Origin of the sequence: Agromyces ramosus, from assembly GCF_030817175.1 — a bacterium.
GTDB lineage: Bacteria > Actinomycetota > Actinomycetes > Actinomycetales > Microbacteriaceae > Agromyces > Agromyces ramosus_A.
Map to the genome: position 1 here is coordinate 3,617,506 of NZ_JAUSYY010000001.1, position 14,211 is coordinate 3,631,716.

Annotated in this window: 18 protein-coding genes; 12 read left to right on the forward strand and 6 right to left on the reverse strand. The window is 70.6% G+C overall.

Going from position 1 to position 14,211, the window contains the following annotated elements; translation table 11 throughout:
• Positions 1-7: 7 nt before the first annotated feature.
• Positions 8-502, forward strand: a complete 495-nt coding sequence (gene soxR, locus QFZ26_RS16920; protein WP_307044182.1) for a redox-sensitive transcriptional activator SoxR — start codon at positions 8-10, stop codon at positions 500-502.
• A gap of 124 nt (positions 503-626) precedes the next feature.
• Positions 627-830, forward strand: a complete 204-nt coding sequence (locus tag QFZ26_RS16925) for a hypothetical protein (protein WP_307044183.1) — start codon at positions 627-629, stop codon at positions 828-830.
• A gap of 74 nt (positions 831-904) precedes the next feature.
• On the opposite strand, the gene bla is transcribed toward QFZ26_RS16925, so the two are convergent.
• Positions 905-1,819, reverse strand: a complete 915-nt coding sequence (gene bla / locus QFZ26_RS16930) for a class A beta-lactamase (protein ID WP_307044185.1) — start codon at positions 1,817-1,819, stop codon at positions 905-907.
• A gap of 73 nt (positions 1,820-1,892) precedes the next feature.
• On the opposite strand from bla, the gene QFZ26_RS16935 reads away from it, so the two are divergent.
• Both QFZ26_RS16935 and QFZ26_RS16940 read left to right on the forward strand, forming a co-directional pair.
• The gene (locus QFZ26_RS16935; RefSeq protein ID WP_307044187.1) at positions 1,893-2,840 is read left to right on the forward strand and encodes a LysR family transcriptional regulator; all 948 of its coding nucleotides are present in this window, start codon (positions 1,893-1,895) and stop codon (positions 2,838-2,840) included.
• Positions 2,830-3,738, forward strand: a complete 909-nt coding sequence (locus QFZ26_RS16940) for a serine hydrolase (RefSeq protein WP_307044189.1) — start codon at positions 2,830-2,832, stop codon at positions 3,736-3,738. The genes QFZ26_RS16935 and QFZ26_RS16940 overlap by 11 nt, the downstream gene beginning before the upstream one ends.
• A 48-nt stretch (positions 3,739-3,786) precedes the next feature.
• On the opposite strand, the gene msrA is transcribed toward QFZ26_RS16940, so the two are convergent.
• Together msrA and msrB are read right to left on the reverse strand one after the other, a co-directional pair.
• Positions 3,787-4,308: a peptide-methionine (S)-S-oxide reductase MsrA gene (gene msrA / locus QFZ26_RS16945; protein WP_307044190.1), complete on the reverse strand. Its 522-nt coding sequence runs from the start codon at positions 4,306-4,308 to the stop codon at positions 3,787-3,789.
• Positions 4,305-4,766, reverse strand: coding sequence for a peptide-methionine (R)-S-oxide reductase MsrB (msrB, locus tag QFZ26_RS16950; RefSeq protein WP_307044192.1), 462 nt, complete (start codon positions 4,764-4,766; stop codon positions 4,305-4,307). The genes msrA and msrB overlap by 4 nt, the downstream gene beginning before the upstream one ends.
• Before the next feature lie 230 nt (positions 4,767-4,996).
• Between msrB and QFZ26_RS16955 the strand changes: the two genes are divergently transcribed.
• The 4 genes from QFZ26_RS16955 to QFZ26_RS16970 all read left to right on the forward strand — a co-directional run bounded on the left by QFZ26_RS16955 (position 4,997) and on the right by QFZ26_RS16970 (position 9,219).
• Positions 4,997-5,836 (forward strand): class II glutamine amidotransferase, encoded by an 840-nt coding sequence (locus QFZ26_RS16955; RefSeq protein WP_307044194.1) that lies wholly within the window; start codon positions 4,997-4,999, stop codon positions 5,834-5,836.
• Between the two features lie 181 nt (positions 5,837-6,017).
• The gene (locus QFZ26_RS16960) at positions 6,018-6,926 is read left to right on the forward strand and encodes a lytic transglycosylase domain-containing protein (protein ID WP_307044196.1); all 909 of its coding nucleotides are present in this window, start codon (positions 6,018-6,020) and stop codon (positions 6,924-6,926) included.
• A 165-nt stretch (positions 6,927-7,091) separates the two neighbouring features.
• Positions 7,092-8,030, forward strand: a complete 939-nt coding sequence (locus tag QFZ26_RS16965; RefSeq protein ID WP_444876243.1) for a lytic transglycosylase domain-containing protein — start codon at positions 7,092-7,094, stop codon at positions 8,028-8,030.
• 136 nt (positions 8,031-8,166) lie between these two features.
• On the forward strand, positions 8,167-9,219 hold the full coding sequence (locus QFZ26_RS16970; protein ID WP_307044198.1) for a YihY/virulence factor BrkB family protein: 1,053 nt from the start codon (positions 8,167-8,169) through the stop codon (positions 9,217-9,219).
• A 36-nt stretch (positions 9,220-9,255) separates the two neighbouring features.
• Here QFZ26_RS16970 and QFZ26_RS16975 read toward each other — a convergent pair whose 3' ends face one another.
• Complete coding sequence (locus QFZ26_RS16975; RefSeq protein ID WP_307044200.1) at positions 9,256-9,507, reverse strand: hypothetical protein; 252 nt, start codon at positions 9,505-9,507, stop codon at positions 9,256-9,258.
• Between the two features lie 120 nt (positions 9,508-9,627).
• Between QFZ26_RS16975 and QFZ26_RS16980 the strand changes: the two genes are divergently transcribed.
• The 4 genes from QFZ26_RS16980 (at position 9,628) to ligD (ending at position 12,476) form a co-directional block, all read left to right on the forward strand.
• Entirely contained in the window at positions 9,628-10,134 is a 507-nt protein-coding gene (locus QFZ26_RS16980; RefSeq protein ID WP_307044202.1) for a nitroreductase family deazaflavin-dependent oxidoreductase, read from the forward strand.
• Between the two features lie 64 nt (positions 10,135-10,198).
• Complete coding sequence (locus QFZ26_RS16985) at positions 10,199-10,984, forward strand: lysophospholipid acyltransferase family protein (RefSeq protein WP_307044204.1); 786 nt, start codon at positions 10,199-10,201, stop codon at positions 10,982-10,984.
• Between the two features lie 112 nt (positions 10,985-11,096).
• Positions 11,097-11,369, forward strand: a complete 273-nt coding sequence (locus QFZ26_RS16990; RefSeq protein ID WP_307044206.1) for a DUF2277 domain-containing protein — start codon at positions 11,097-11,099, stop codon at positions 11,367-11,369.
• Positions 11,370-11,453: 84 nt separating this feature from the next.
• A complete protein-coding gene (ligD, locus tag QFZ26_RS16995) occupies positions 11,454-12,476 on the forward strand; it encodes a non-homologous end-joining DNA ligase (RefSeq protein WP_307044209.1) in 1,023 nt (340 codons plus the stop codon).
• 23 nt (positions 12,477-12,499) lie between these two features.
• Here the strand turns inward: ligD and QFZ26_RS17000 are convergent, their stop codons facing one another.
• Both QFZ26_RS17000 and QFZ26_RS17005 read right to left on the reverse strand, forming a co-directional pair.
• Complete coding sequence (locus QFZ26_RS17000) at positions 12,500-13,288, reverse strand: isocitrate lyase/PEP mutase family protein (RefSeq protein ID WP_307044211.1); 789 nt, start codon at positions 13,286-13,288, stop codon at positions 12,500-12,502.
• Positions 13,272-14,153 carry a hypothetical protein gene (locus QFZ26_RS17005; protein ID WP_307044212.1) on the reverse strand — a complete coding sequence of 294 codons (882 nt, stop codon included), beginning with the start codon at positions 14,151-14,153 and terminating at the stop codon, positions 13,272-13,274. The genes QFZ26_RS17000 and QFZ26_RS17005 overlap by 17 nt, the downstream gene beginning before the upstream one ends.
• Positions 14,154-14,211: the final 58 nt, after the last annotated feature.

Here is a 14,211-nt window from a genome sequence, read left to right on the forward strand (position 1 = left end):
GGCACGGATGCCGCAGCACGACGAAATCGGATCGAGTGAGACGTCGGCGACGCGACACGCGCCCGACGAACTGCTGACCGTCGGTGAGATGAGCCGCCGCACGGGCGTCGCGCCGTCGGCACTCCGCTTCTACGAAGAGCTCGGACTCATCGCGTCGCACCGCACGGGCGGCAACCAGCGGCGCTACCCGCGGCACATGCTGCGTCGGGTGTCGCTCATCGCCGTCGCGAAGCGCCTCGGCATCCCGCTGTCCGACGTGCAATCGGCATTCGAGAACGTGCCGCTCGACAGCACCCCGAGCCACGACGACTGGCAGCGCGCCTCGCGCCGCTGGAAACGGCAGCTCGAGGAGCGCCGGCTCGGCATCGAACGGCTCGAACAAGAGCTCACCGGATGCATCGGCTGCGGATGCCTCTCGATGAAGGCCTGCGGCCTGCTGAACCCCGACGACGCCCTCGGCGACGACGGCGCCGGTCCGCGACGGCTCGACGCCTCCGCGTGACCGGCCGCCCGCACGATAGCCGCACACCGGGCGATCGTCCATCCCCTTTCAGGGCCGAGCCGAAGATCGTTGACTTGCAGTGCGGGCGCCGGTGCTCGACGGAGACGAGACGAGAGGGCTGACCATGACCGACGCGACGGGAATGCCGTACGACGAGGAGCAATGGCAGGAGACGGTCACGAACGACGCCGTGGCCGGTGAGACGGTGCTGCCCGGAGTGGGCGACGGCAACGACGGCCCGACGGGCGGCTCGCCACGCGAGCAGGAGCCCATCTACGCCGAGAACGACCTCGCTGACGAGGAGATCGACCTCGACGACGAACCCTGACCCTCGGGACTCGACCGGACGGTCGAGCGGTGAAGCGTCGGCGGACGCCGGAGCGACGTCCGCCGATACCCGCCTCAGCCGGCGGTGACGATGCGGGTGACCTCGGCGAGCACGTCGTGGTTGCTCGGCGCGTCGACGCGATCGGTGCGGGTCATGATCGCGAGGGTGACCGGGGCCTCTCCCGGTCGCCAGATGATGCCGGCATCGTTGACGACGCCGTAGCCGCCCAGCCCGGTCTTGTCGGCGAGTTCGAACGGCGGGGTCAGGCCCGCGAGGATCCGCCGGCCCGACGTCGTGTTGCGCAGCATCCACTCCTGCAGGCGTGCGCCGGTGAGCGCGCCGGCACCGTGATCGAGCATGAGCAGCTGGAACAGGTAGGCGATGTCGTCGGGTGTGGACGTGTCGCGTTCGTCGCCGGGAATCGCCTCGTTGACCTCGGGCTCGTCGCGGTCGAGGCGGGTTCGGGTCGCGCCGAGCGACTTCGCGAAGGTGGTGACCGCCTGGGTGCCCCCGAGTTCGCGCAGAAGCAGGTTTCCGGCGGTGTTGTCGCTGTAGCGGATGGCCGCGTCGGCGAGTTCCTCGGGCGTCGCGTGCCAGGTCTGGGTGTTAAGTTTCGTCGCCGTGCCGACGACGTCGTCGATCGTGAAGGGGATCGGCCTGGTCCAGTAGTCCTCGTCGTAGCCGCGCGCCCGTACGAGCGCACCGGCGGCGAGGCTCTTGAACAGCGAGCACATCGGGAAGAGCTCCTCGCCGCGGTAGCGGAATGCCCTGCGCGAGCCGTGCACCAACGCCGTGACGCCGATGGTGACCGAGTTCGCCTGCTCGAGCGCGCGGATGGCCTCGTTCATCCGTCCGCGCCCGTCGAACGACGGTGACGCGACGGCCGGTGAGCCGGTGAGCGTGGTGGCGGCGACGCCGGCGGTTGCGATGCCGCCGAGGGCGAGGATCGAGCGCCGGGAGATGGATGTGTTCGGAATTCGTTGGGTCATGGCGGGAGTCTCGCGCGGCCCGATCGATGCAGGCAAAGCACTTCACCGACGCATCAATGCAAGAATCGCATGCATGCCCCGACAGCTTGACCTCCGAGCCGCCTGCGAGGCGTTCGTCGCCGTGGCCGAGCGTGAGAGTTTCACCGCCGGCGCGAGCGCTGCCGGAGTCACCCAATCGGTCGCGAGCCGCCGCGTGGCCGCCCTCGAAGACCACCTCGGTGCACGCCTGTTCGATCGATCCTCTCGTCGAGTGGCGTTGACGGCGTTCGGCCGCGGGGTACTGCCGAGCGCGGTCAAGCTCGTGACCGCGGCGCAGGAGCTCTCCGACGACGCGGGTCGTGCGTCGCACCTCACGGTGACCGTCGGCGTCCCGCTCCACACCGACCCCGCTGCCGCAGCCAGGTTGCGCGCCGCTGCCGGTGCGCAACGGATGCTCATCGACCTCGTGCCCGGGCTGCCCGCCGAGCGAGCCGAGGCGCTCGGAACGGGCCGCCTGCAGCTCGCCCTCGAACACGTGGAGCCCGACCGGGCCCGGTGGTCGACCCGGCTCGGGGTGGCGACGGCCCGGGTGCACGAATCCGCCAACGATTTCTTCTTCGCCGAGCTCAGGCCGAGACGCGGGCGCAGCACCGTGCGCCGTCTCTGGCTGCAACCGGAGGATGACGTGCCGGCCGTGCGAGACCGTGTGGAACGCGTGCGCAACGGTGCCGCTCTTGCGCCCTCCCAGCTGCGCATCGCCCGCTCGGTCGTCAGCGCCATGTCGGAGGCGATCGGCAGCGACGACCTCGTGCTCTGCTCCCTGCGTGAGGCGAGGGAGTTCGGCCTGGGATGGCGTCCGCTCGGCGATGTCCACCTGATGCGCGGCTATGCACTCTCCTCTCGCGATGGCGACCTGGCCGTCCGCTTCATGACGGCGGCCGGACCGTTGCTCGCCGCCATGCTGCGATCGGATGGCGCTCATCAGGCGGAACACGCCGTCGCAGCGGAGCCCGGACCGAAGAATGCCGGCCATGCAGAGTGACCGCACCGCCCTTCGGGATGCTGCAGCCGTGCTCGACGATGCCGGGCTGCGCGCGTCGATCGCCGTTCGCGACCTGCGGTCGGGCCGTGGCATCGCGATGGGCGCAGATGAGCCGTACCCGCTGGCGTCGGTGGTCAAGCTCCCGCTCGCCCTCGCGATCCTGCAACGGTTCGCGAGGGGCGATCTCGATCCCGCGCAGCCGGTGCACCTCACCGACGAGGAGCGCACCCCGGGTCTCACCGGACTCTGCCGGTTCGGGCATCCCGCCACCGTCGCGGTCGAGGATCTGCTCTACCTCGCGGTGTGCGCGAGCGACGACACCGCGGCCGACGCACTCTTCGCCCTGTGCCCGCCTCGCGAGGTCACCGACGCGCTGCGCGACCTCGACATCACCGACATCACCGTGCGGCACTCGATTCGGGAGCTCCATCGCACGCTCGCCAGCAGGCTGTCGCCGGAGGAGATGCCGCAGGCGCTGACGCTCGCAATACAGGCATCGACGGCGGGAAAGGGCCACTTGATCCCGCAGCTCGACGTGACGAGCGCCAACTCGGGCACGGTGCGAGCGCTCGTGCAGCTTCTCGAGGCCATCTGGCGAAGCCCGCACCTCAGCGGAGTCAAGACACCGCTCCGTCGCCTGCTCGGCATGAACCTCATGCGCCAGCGGCTCGCACCCGACCTCGAGTCCGACGATGCGGCGTGGCACTCCAAGACGGGCACCTTCCTGCATCTCCGGCACGAGGTCGGCGTGCTCGAGCATTCCGATGGCGGCGTGTTCGCCATCGCGGTGCTGAGCGAGTCGTCCGTGCCGGCGCAGCGGCAGCCCGCGGCCGAGCAGGCCTTGGGGCTCGCGGCGAAGCTGCTGCACGATCGCGTGCGCGCGGCGGGCTCGGCGTGAAAGAGGGGCGGATGCCGCGGTATCCGCCCCTCTCGTCAGCTGTTCGCGCTACGCGACGGTCTCACTGTCACGCTTCGGCAGCTTCCAACCCGGCCGCACGAAGTGGCACGTGTACCCGTTGGGGTACTTCTCGAGGTAGTCCTGGTGCTCGGGCTCAGCCTCCCAGAACGGCCCCGCGGGGGTGACCTCGGTCGTCGCCGGCCCCGGCCAGAGCCCGGACGCATCGACGTCGGCGATCGTCTCGTGCGCGATGACCTCCTGCTCGTCGGTCGTCGGGAAGATCGCCGAACGGTAGCTCGTGCCGATGTCGTTGCCCTGGCGGTTCTTCGTCGACGGATCGTGGATCTGGAAGAAGAACTCGAGCAGGTCGCGGAACGACTCGACCTCGGGGTCGAAGATGATCTCGATGGCCTCGGCGTGGGTGCCGTGGTTGCGGTACGTCGCGTTGGGCACGTCGCCGCCGGTGTAGCCGACCCGCGTGCTCAGCACCCCGGGACGCTTGCGGATCAGGTCTTCCATGCCCCAGAAGCATCCGCCCGCGAGGATGGCGGTCTCGGTTCGTGTGGTCATCGTGCGTTCTCCTGGTTCTCGAACAGTGCGCGGTATCGACCGTAGCCCGCCTCGTCCAGCTCGGCGAGCGGGATGAAACGAAGGGCCGCGGAGTTCATGCAGTAGCGCAGGCCGCCCGCCTCGGCGGGACCGTCGTCGAAGACGTGGCCGAGATGGCTGTCGGCGGCCGACGAGCGCACCTCCACGCGCTTCATGAACAGCGACCGGTCGGTCTTCTCGATGACCGCGTCGGGCTCGACCGGCTTCGTGAAGCTCGGCCAGCCCGAGCGGCTGTCGTACTTGTCGGTCGACGCGAAGAGCGGCTGGCCCGAGACGACGTCGACGTAGATGCCGGGCTCGTGGTTGTTCCAGTACTCGTTGCGGAAGGCCGGCTCGGTACCGTCCTCCTGGGTGACCTGGTACTGCTGCGGGGTGAGACGGGCGAGGGCCTCTGGAGTCTTGCGGTAGTCGGATGACACGGTTCCTCCTTGATCGGCGCCGCTGGCTGCGGCGTCATCAGGGAAAACGACGGCGGGGCCAGTGCTGTTCCGCGAATGCGCCCGCCCCGCTGTGGGTTCGCTGTGAACGGATGCTCGCACCCTCGCACTGGGTCGTGACATCCGTCGCCCGTTGTGGTCTGCTGGGAGGACGCCGGTGCCGGTCGATCGATCGAGCGGTGGGGGTCCGGCCGATGCGGCAGGAGGCCGATATGTGTCGATGGCTTGCGTACACCGGAACACCGGTGCTCATCGATGAACTGCTCTACAAGCCGGCGAACTCGCTCGTCGTGCAGAGCCTGCACAGTCGGCTCGGCGCCGAGACGACGAACGGCGACGGCGTGGGCGTCGGCTGGTACGACGAACTGCCGACACCCGGGGTGTTCCGCAGCACGGAGCCGGCCTGGCACGACCGCAACCTGCACGAGCTCGCCGAACACGTGCGGTCGGGCTTGGTGTTCGCGCACATCCGCGCCTCGAGCGGCTCGCCGGTGCAGCAGACGAACTGCCACCCGTTCCGCTACGGGCGATGGCTCTGGATGCACAACGGGCTGATCTCGCAGTTCGCCGAACTGAAGCGCGACCTCGCGTTCGCGGTCGACCCCGAACTGTATCCGCACATCCAGGGCTCGACGGACTCCGAGATCCTGTTCCACCTCGCGCTCACCTTCGGGTTGCACGACGACCCTCCGGCCGCCGTGGCGCGGGCGATCGCGTTCGTCGAGCACGTGGCGGAGCAGCACGGCGTGCCGTATCCGATGCAGGGCACCATCGCGACGACCGACGGAGAGCGGCTGTGGGCGTTCCGTTACTCGACCGAGGGACGCACCCGCTCGCTGTACCGCAACACCGACGTCGCCACGTTGAAGCTCCAGTATCCCGATAACCCGCTCCTGCACGGCCTCAGCGATGCGACGCGCATCGTCGTCTCCGAACCGCTCGGCGACCTGAAGGGCGCCTGGCGCGAGGTTCCCGAGGGCAGTTGCCTCGTCGTCGAAGACGGCGAGGAGGAGGTGCGGCCGTTCGCGCCGATGCCGTTCGCCATGGTCTGAGTCCGGGGGCATCCGTCCGGCACACCCTTGCGAACATGAGGATGCCTCTTTAGTCTGTGCGGATTGGCAACTCCCGCGAGTGAAGACGCCCGCGGATCGAGAGCACGAGTCGATCGCCCCGTGGCGTGCGACTCCCGGTGAACCAACATGCGCAACGAGCCCGGAGACGTCGACCACCGCTGTGCCCGAACCGGGCACCCGAGGCGAACAGGTCAAGGCTCACCGCCGATCACGCCGATGGCGCGCCGCGCTCGCCGCTGCGGCCGTCATCGCGCTCGGCGTCACCGCCGGCACCGGGCTGATCGTGCAGACGACCGTCGAAGAGCAGCAGGCGCGCATCGCGGAGACGGCAGCCCTCACGGAGAGCGTCGACCTGGACGCGAGCCAGCTCGACGCTCACGCGGGCATCCTGACCGCACGCGCCACGCAGGCGGCCGAGCAGGCCCTGAGCGGCGCAGAGGCCGCGATCGCCGAAGCGAACGGGAAGTCGGATGCCGCCGCGCTCGCCGCGTCCGTCTCGGCGCTGAAGTCCTTCGAGCTCCTCGCACCCGAGCGGGTCTTCGCCCTCGTGGAGGAGACCGAGGCGCACGTCGCGACGGTGCGCGCGGGGATCGCCGAGTTCGATCGCATCGCCGCAGAACGGGCCGCGGCCGAGCGGGCGGCTGCCGAGCGTGCCGCGGCGGAAGCCGCCGCAGCCGAGCGTGCGGCCGCGGAAGCTGCGGACGCGGCAGCGCAACCGAAGCCGGGGAGCCGCGGCTCGCCGTCGACACCCGCACCGCCCTCGAACCCGAGCGAGGCCCAGGCCATCGCCCGCGACGTGATGGCGTCGCAGTACGGCTGGGGTGACGACCAGTTCGGATGCCTCGTGGCGTTGTGGAACTACGAATCGGGCTGGAACGTCTACGCCAGCAATCCCAGCGGCGCCTACGGAATCCCGCAAGCTCTGCCAGGCTCGAAAATGGCCACGGCGGGCGCCGACTGGCAGACGAGCGCGCGTACCCAGATCATCTGGGGACTCGGCTACATCTCCGGTCGGTACGGGACGCCGTGCGGCGCCTGGGGTCACGTTGAGGCGAACGGCTGGTATTGAACACCCGACAACAGGGTGTTCGTCGAGCAACCGTTGTGATGACTTTCACAGGAAGAAATGAGGGTTCGTACAGAACCTCTCGGCAGACTGGCCGTTTCGCCCGGGCGCCCCCGCGCCCGTGGAACGTCGAGCAAGAGTCCGATGCGACAGCAAGCGACTCGCCCCGTGAAAGATATGCAGAACCAGAACCCCTCACCCAACTCCATCGAAACGCAGAACGAGCCCGCGCCCCACGGCCGACGGGCTCGCCGCATGTCGTCGACCGGCTGGCGTCGCGGCCCGATCCTCGCGGCCGGCGCGGTCGCCGCGATCGGCGCCATGGTCGGCACCGGATTCGCCGTGCAGTCCGCCGTCGCGGCGCAGAGTGAGAGCGTCGCGGCGACCGCCGCGCTCACCGAGGCCTTGAACCCCGACATCGAGCAGCTCGGCTCCCACGCCGGCATCCTCGAGGCTCGTGCGGTCAAGCAGGCCGCCGACACCCTCACCGCAGCGAGCGCCACGCTCGCTGCAGCGCAGGGGAAGGCGGATGCCTCGCAGCTCTCGTCGTCCGTCGCCGCACTCGACGACTACAAGCTGCTCGCGCCCGAGCGGGTGTTCGAGCTCGTCGACGCGACGGAGACGCAGACTGCGACCGTGCACGCCGCCGTCGTCGAGGCCGACCGCATCGCCGCGGAGCAGGCCGCCGCCGCAGCCGCTGCGGCTGCCGCCGCCAAGGCCGCCGCCGACGCCGCTGCCGAGGCCGAGGCCGAGGCCGGGGCAGGGACATCCGGCCCGGTGTCGCGCCCGTCTGGTCCGTCGAACCCGAGCGGTGCCCAGGCCATCGCCCGGGACATGCTCGCCCAGCGTGGCTGGGGCGACGACCAGTTCGGATGCCTCGTGTCGCTCTGGAACAAGGAATCGGGCTGGAACGTCTACGCCTCGAACCCCTCGAGCGGTGCCTATGGCATTCCCCAGGCCCTGCCCGGCAGCAAGATGGCCACGGCCGGTGCCGACTGGCAGACCAACGCCGCCACCCAGATCAGCTGGGGACTCGGCTACATCTCCGCCCGCTACGGCACGCCGTGCGCGGCGTGGGACACGTCGGAGTCGCAGGGCTGGTACTGATCAGCAGCACGGCGTTCCACGGCTGACCCGTTCAGCCGTGGAACGCCGTGGCTGTCGTCGCGGCCGCGTCCGTCCCGCGACCGGTTCAGCGTGTCAATCCGCTGTGCGAGGCATCCGCGCTCGATAGCCTGACGGGATGAGCGAACGCGGGGGAGCCGGGCCGGCTGCAGCGCCGCGCGAGAACGGCATCGTGGCCCTGGGCAAACGCGTCACCGCGTGGGCTCTGGCACGCAAGCCCGTGCGCGCGTTCATGCTCTACCTCGAGCATCACGGTCCGATGCTCGCCGACAGCGTGACGTATCGCACGCTGTTCTCGGTGTTCGCGGGCGTCTTCCTGGGGTTCGCGATCGGCGGCATCTGGCTCTCGGGCAACGAGACCGCGATGGACGCGCTCGTCAACACCATCGGCGCGGCGATCCCGGGCCTGCTCGGCGACGACGGGCTCATCTCGCCCGACGACCTGATCCAGCCGCTCACCCTCAGCATCGCGGGGGCGTTCGCGCTCGTCGGTCTCGTGGGTGCCGCGATCGGCGCGGTGGGATCGCTGCGCATGGCGTTCCGCGACCTCGGCGACCAGCCCGACGACCAGACGTTCTTCGTCTGGGTGCTCCTTCGCGACCTGGTGCTCGCGGTCGGCTTCGGCCTGGCGCTGGCCGTGGCGGCGGCCGTGACCTTCTTCAGCACGACCGCACTCGGCGCGATCTTCGGGTGGCTCGGCATCTCGATACACGACGAGGCGTTCAACTGGACGACGCGCGGCGTCTCGATCCTCGTCATCTTCGCGATCGACACGCTCGTGGTCGCCGTGATGTTCCGGCTCCTCTCCGGCCTGCGCCCGAGCGCGCGTTCGCTGTGGACCGGGGCGGTGCTCGGTGGCATCGGGCTCACCGTGCTGCAGGAGCTCTCGAGTCTCTTCGTCGGCGGTGCGGCGAACAACCCGCTGCTGGCGTCGTTCGGCTCGCTCATCGCCCTGCTGATCTGGTTCAACCTGTCCAGCCAGGTGATCCTCATCGCCGCGGCGTACATCATCACCGGCATCGACGAGGAGCATGACCGGGTGCATGCCGTCCACGGGGCACCGACGTTCGCGATGCGCCGCCTGCAGCACGCCGAGCGACGTGCGACGGATGCCGCGGCCGAGCTCGCGTCCGCACGCGAGGCCGTCGCCCGAGAACGCGCACACGACTGAGCGCGCGCGATCGTCTGCGCCGGGACGGCGCGCGAGTCAGCGCGGCGGCTGCCGGTCGGGCGGGAGGTCGGAGTCGGGCTCGACGATCTCGACGACCTCGACGTCGTACTCGGCGGTGTCGACCTCGGTGTCGTCATCGAGCTCGTCGGCGTCGATCACGTCCTCGACCTCGGCGTACTCCTCTTTCGGCAGGGCCGCGTCCAGCGGCAACTCGGAGTCCGTGTACTCGCCGCCCCTGCGGGCGAACTCGTCGCCCCGGTGGGCGCCTGCACCAACCGTGTCCGACATGATTCCTCCGATCATTGAGGCGTCGGCGATCGCCGCAGCCACTGCTCACGGTAGGCGCGGTGCCCCCCGGCCATGAAGGGGATTGACGCGGCCGGGGGAGTCGGGTAGCAGAATGGGCAGATGCCGACCGTGCTGCATTTCGTCAGGTCCGTGATCTCCCCGCTCACGCGCACGCGGCTGTTCCGGTGGGCCGGGCCGCGGGCGCTGCCGCCCATCGAACGTGCGATCGCGTGGCTCACTGGTGGCCGGGTGCAGCTGAGCGCCCTCCTCGTGCCGTCGCTCGTGCTGCACACGACGGGGGCCAAGTCGGGTGCACCGCGCGACACGGCGCTCATGTACACGCCCGATGGAATGGGCCGGGCGATCGTCGCCGGCACGAGCTTCGCTCAGGAGCGGCATCCGGCGTGGACCTACAACCTGCTCGCGCACCCCGACGCGGCGATCACCGTGCGAGGCCGGCGGATGCCGGTGCGCGCGAGCCTCATCGGCGGCGACGAGCGCAATGCCGCCTGGGCCCGCATCGAGGCGCAGTGGCCCGGCTATCGCGCCTACGAGCGCGAGTCGGGACGGGTCGTCCGGCTGTTCCGCCTGCAGCCCGTCGCTGATCCGCATCACGCCTCGATGTGAGCCTGCATTCGAATGCCGCGGCGTCCTCCAGCCGGCATCCAGTCGCTGACTCTACGCTTGACAGATGACGCGACGACGGCCGAGCGAGCCGATCTACAGTGCGGCGATCATCGCCGGGCGTGGGCTGTTCGGTTTCTGGCGGCTCAAGCGTCGGGTCTCGGGCGTCGAGCACGTTCCGGCGACCGGGGGCGCGGTGCTCGCGATGACGCATTTCGGCTACCTCGAGTTCGCCCTCGTCGAGTGGACGACCTGGCTGTCGAACCGTCGCCGCATCCGCTTCATGGCCAAGCAGGGCGTGTTCGACAAGCCCGTTGTGGGCGCCCTGCTGCGGGGCATGCGCCACATACCCGTCGACATGAAGGCGGGAGCGGCCGCCTACGCGAAGGCGGTCACGGCCCTCCGCGGCGGTGAACTGCTCGGCGTCTTCCCCGAGGCCGGCGTGAGCGCGTCGTTCACGGTGCGCGAGCTCAAGACGGGCGCGGCGCGGCTCGCGGCCGAGGCCGGCGTTCCGATCATCCCCGTCGCGGTCTGGGGCGGGCAGCGCCTGATGACCAAGCGCCGGCGCATCCGGTTCGCCGAGCGCTTCGGCGTGCCGGTGAGCTTCGCCTTCGGCGCGCCGATCGTCGTCGGTGCCGACGACGAACCGCATGCCGTCACGGCGCGGCTCCGCGCGACGCTGCAGGCGCTCGTCGATCGCCTGCAGGCCGAGTACCCCGTCGACGGAACGGGCGCGTGGTGGCAGCCGCGCCACTTGGGCGGCGCCGCCCCTACCCCTGAGGAGGCAGCGGCGGCCGACGCCGCGCGCGACGCTGCACGCAACGATGCTCGCGGCGCCGAAGCCGAGGGCTGAGCCGGAAGCACCGCCGCGGCCTCGCGGGGATCCCGACCGGCGTCGCGGACGGTCGTCGTCGGATCCCGAGCAACGCGAGACAACCTCAGCCCTGCGGGGTTAGGCTCGGAGCATGTGCAGGAACATCCACACCCTCCACAATTTCGAGCCCGCCGCCACCAACGACGAGGTGCACGCGGCCGCCCTGCAGTTCGTGCGCAAGGTGAGCGGATCGACGAAACCGTCGAAGGCGAACGCCGAGGCGTTCGATCGGGCGGTCGCCGAGATCGCGCACATCACCCGCCATCTGCTCGACGACCTCGTGACGACTGCGCCGCCCAAAGACCGAGACGTCGAGGCGGCGAAGGCGCGGGCGCGGTCGGCCCAGCGCTACGCCACCGTCTGATCCGGATGCCACGCGCGGTCGCTGCGGCGTGCGTCTGCGCGTCCAGACGACGCGCCGTCACCGGCGTGCGGTAGCGTCGCAGCCATGGCCGCCGACGCTGCTCTGCTCACTGTCCCAGGTCCGCACGGTGATCGCACGGTGCGGGTCTCGAGCCCGACGCGGGTGATCTGGCCCGAGGCCGGCATCACGAAGCTCGAGCTCGCCGAGTACTTCATCGCGGTCGGCGAGGCATTCGTCGCCGCGAACGGCGATCGCCCGATCTCACTGCAACGCTTCTCGGGCGACGTCACCGGTGAGCAGTTCTTCTCGAAGAACCCGCCCAAGGGCGCACCCGAGTGGGTGCGCTCGGTGCCCGTGACGTATCCGAGCGGCCGGAAGCATCCGCAGCTCGTCATCGACGAACCGGCCACCGCGGTCTGGGCGGCGCAGATGAACACGATCGTCTTCCACCCCTGGGCCTCGCGTGCTGAGCGCTCCGACTACCCCGACCAATTGCGCATCGACCTCGACCCGCAGCCGGGTACCGGCTTCGCCGAGGCCGTGCCCGCCGCGCTCGCGCTGCGTGAGCTGTTCGGCGAGGTCGGCCTGACGGCGTTCGTGAAGACCTCGGGCAGCCGGGGAATCCACGTCTTCGCGCCGATCGAGCCCGAGCACGAGTTCCTCGATGTGCGGCACGCCGTCATTGCACTGGGGCGCGAACTCGAGCGTCGCATGCCGGCCGAGGTCACCACCAACTGGTGGAAGGAGGAGCGCGGCGACCGCATCTTCATCGACTACAACCAAGCCAATCGCGACCGCACGATGGCGGGCGCCTACAGCCCGAGGCCCCTGCCGCACGCCTCGGTCTCATGCCCCCTCGAGTGGGAGGAGCTCGAGACCACCGACCCGAAGGCCCACACCATTCGCACGGTGCCCGCTCGCCTGGCCACCTCGGGCGACCCGTGGGCCGGCATGCACGAGCACCCGGGCCGCATCGACGTGCTGCTCGAGTGGTGGCAACGCGATCTCGACGCCGGGCTCGGCGAGCTGCCGTTCCCGCCCGACTTCCCGAAGATGCCGGGCGAGCCGATGCGGGTCCAGCCGAGCCGCGCCCGCAATCCCGACTGAGCAGCCCGGCCCGAGAGACCGGCTCAGTCGAGCCCGGCGACCTCGTCGTAGCCCGGCGTCCCGGGAGTCGGTGCGAAGGTGCCCTGTGCGATCTCTTGGGCCGCCGCCGAGATGGCGCCGAGCGACATCCGGAACAGGAGCGAGCCGGTGCTCACCCGCACCACCCCGAGTCGGGTGAGCTCCGGCACGCCGATCTCCGGCTGCACGAGCACGTTGAGTGGGGCCGGGATATCGCGCACGAGCGCACTGACCGCGGGCGGCGACAGCACGCCAGGCACGAAGATGCCCGACGCGCCAGCGTCCAGATACTGTCGCGCCCTCGAGATGGTCTCCGCGTGGCGTTCCTCCGCGTCAGCCGCGCTGGCGATCCAGAACGAGTCGGTGCGCGCGTTCAGGTACAACCCGGGCGCGGCCGCGGCGATCGCGGCGACCTTCGCCGCGGCGTCGCGTGCGTCGACGAGTCGGCCCGAGGCATCCGAGTCCTCGATGTTGACGCCGACCACCCCCAACTGCGCGAGACGCCCGGCGAACCGGCCGACCGCGTCGGGGTCGTCGGAGAATCCGGCCTCGAGATCGACGGTCACCGCGATGCCCGCTGCTGAGATGCGTCGGGCGAGCTCGAACGTGTCGTCGCGGGTCTCGCCGCTGCCATCGCGCTTGCCTGCGCCGAACGCGACCCCGAGGCTCGTCGTGCCGATCGCGGTGTGACCCGCGGCGTGCAGCCACCGAGCCGACGCGAGGTCCCAGGCGTTCGGAAGCACGATGGGTGCGCCGGGTCGATGCAGGGCGTGGAACTCAGCGGGACTCAGCATGAGCGGCCTCCTCGGTCGCGGGTTTCGGTGCGTCGGTCGTGGGTTCGCTCGCGCGGGCGCGGCGCAGTTCGTCGATGATCGCCGCGGCGATCGCCAGCGCGAGGTGGGGCGCCGGGCACGCTCGTGGTCCCGCGCCGAAGGCCAGCGTGCGCGGCTCGGCGGCGGCGGCCGCGGCTTCACGGTCGGGCCCGTCGAGCCTGAGCACCACGAGTGCTCCGTTCGGCGAGACACGGCGGGTGAGCGGCACGGGGGAGTCGTCGCGAAGGGTCTCGAGCAGCAGCGCGCGCGTCGACGGCGATGACGGCGATGCGTCGGCGGATGCCTCGAGCCGCCGCACCGCGCCCTCCACGAGTGCCGCCGTGGCGGTGAACGCCTGCACGAGGAGCTGCACGGCCAGCACCCGAGCTTCGGCGTCGGTGCCGCTTGGGGCGGCGGAGAGCAGCCGCGTGATCGCGAGGTCCTCGGCCGCGGCATCCGTCGGCGCACCGCTCGCGTAGCGGTGGGCGACCGTCGCGACGAGCGGCGGCAGCGCTGGGGGATCGCTGAAGCCGAGCGCCTCGGCGAGCGTCGCCACCGGAACGCTCCGAGCGATCGCCGCGACCTCGACGCGCCGCGTCCCTTCGGCTTCGAGGAACCGGCGGGTGCGCGCCGCCGCCAGTCGCGCGAGCTCAGCGGGTCGGAGCGCTTCCGCCAGCTGGTCGAGGCGGCCGCGGCGGGCGTCGTGCGGCGCACCGTTCGCGAACCTCGACGCGTGAGCACGGAACCGGTCGAACGGCGTCGTGGCCGCGGCATCCGCTTCGGGTACCACGAAACGCGGATCGGCGAGGATGCGGGCGACCTCGGCCCGGTCGGTGATCTCCGTCATGGTTCGACGGTACGGTGCGAATGGTTCGGCGACGGGCGAAGTGTCGCCGACGTATCGT

Coding starts and splice junctions, on each gene's coding strand:
- soxR (WP_307044182.1), top strand. CDS start 8: ATGCCGCAGCACGACGAAATCGGATCGAGTGAGACGTCGGCGACGCGA.
- QFZ26_RS16935 (WP_307044187.1), top strand. CDS start 1,893: ATGCCCCGACAGCTTGACCTCCGAGCCGCCTGCGAGGCGTTCGTCGCC.
- QFZ26_RS16975 (WP_307044200.1), bottom strand. CDS start 9,507: ATGTCGGACACGGTTGGTGCAGGCGCCCACCGGGGCGACGAGTTCGCC.
- bla (WP_307044185.1), bottom strand. CDS start 1,819: ATGACCCAACGAATTCCGAACACATCCATCTCCCGGCGCTCGATCCTC.
- QFZ26_RS16980 (WP_307044202.1), top strand. CDS start 9,628: ATGCCGACCGTGCTGCATTTCGTCAGGTCCGTGATCTCCCCGCTCACG.
- QFZ26_RS16955 (WP_307044194.1), top strand. CDS start 4,997: ATGTGTCGATGGCTTGCGTACACCGGAACACCGGTGCTCATCGATGAA.
- QFZ26_RS16990 (WP_307044206.1), top strand. CDS start 11,097: ATGTGCAGGAACATCCACACCCTCCACAATTTCGAGCCCGCCGCCACC.
- QFZ26_RS17005 (WP_307044212.1), bottom strand. CDS start 14,153: ATGACGGAGATCACCGACCGGGCCGAGGTCGCCCGCATCCTCGCCGAT.
- QFZ26_RS16970 (WP_307044198.1), top strand. CDS start 8,167: ATGAGCGAACGCGGGGGAGCCGGGCCGGCTGCAGCGCCGCGCGAGAAC.
- msrA (WP_307044190.1), bottom strand. CDS start 4,308: ATGACCACACGAACCGAGACCGCCATCCTCGCGGGCGGATGCTTCTGG.
- QFZ26_RS17000 (WP_307044211.1), bottom strand. CDS start 13,288: ATGCTGAGTCCCGCTGAGTTCCACGCCCTGCATCGACCCGGCGCACCC.
- QFZ26_RS16925 (WP_307044183.1), top strand. CDS start 627: ATGACCGACGCGACGGGAATGCCGTACGACGAGGAGCAATGGCAGGAG.
- QFZ26_RS16940 (WP_307044189.1), top strand. CDS start 2,830: ATGCAGAGTGACCGCACCGCCCTTCGGGATGCTGCAGCCGTGCTCGAC.
- QFZ26_RS16985 (WP_307044204.1), top strand. CDS start 10,199: ATGACGCGACGACGGCCGAGCGAGCCGATCTACAGTGCGGCGATCATC.
- ligD (WP_307044209.1), top strand. CDS start 11,454: ATGGCCGCCGACGCTGCTCTGCTCACTGTCCCAGGTCCGCACGGTGAT.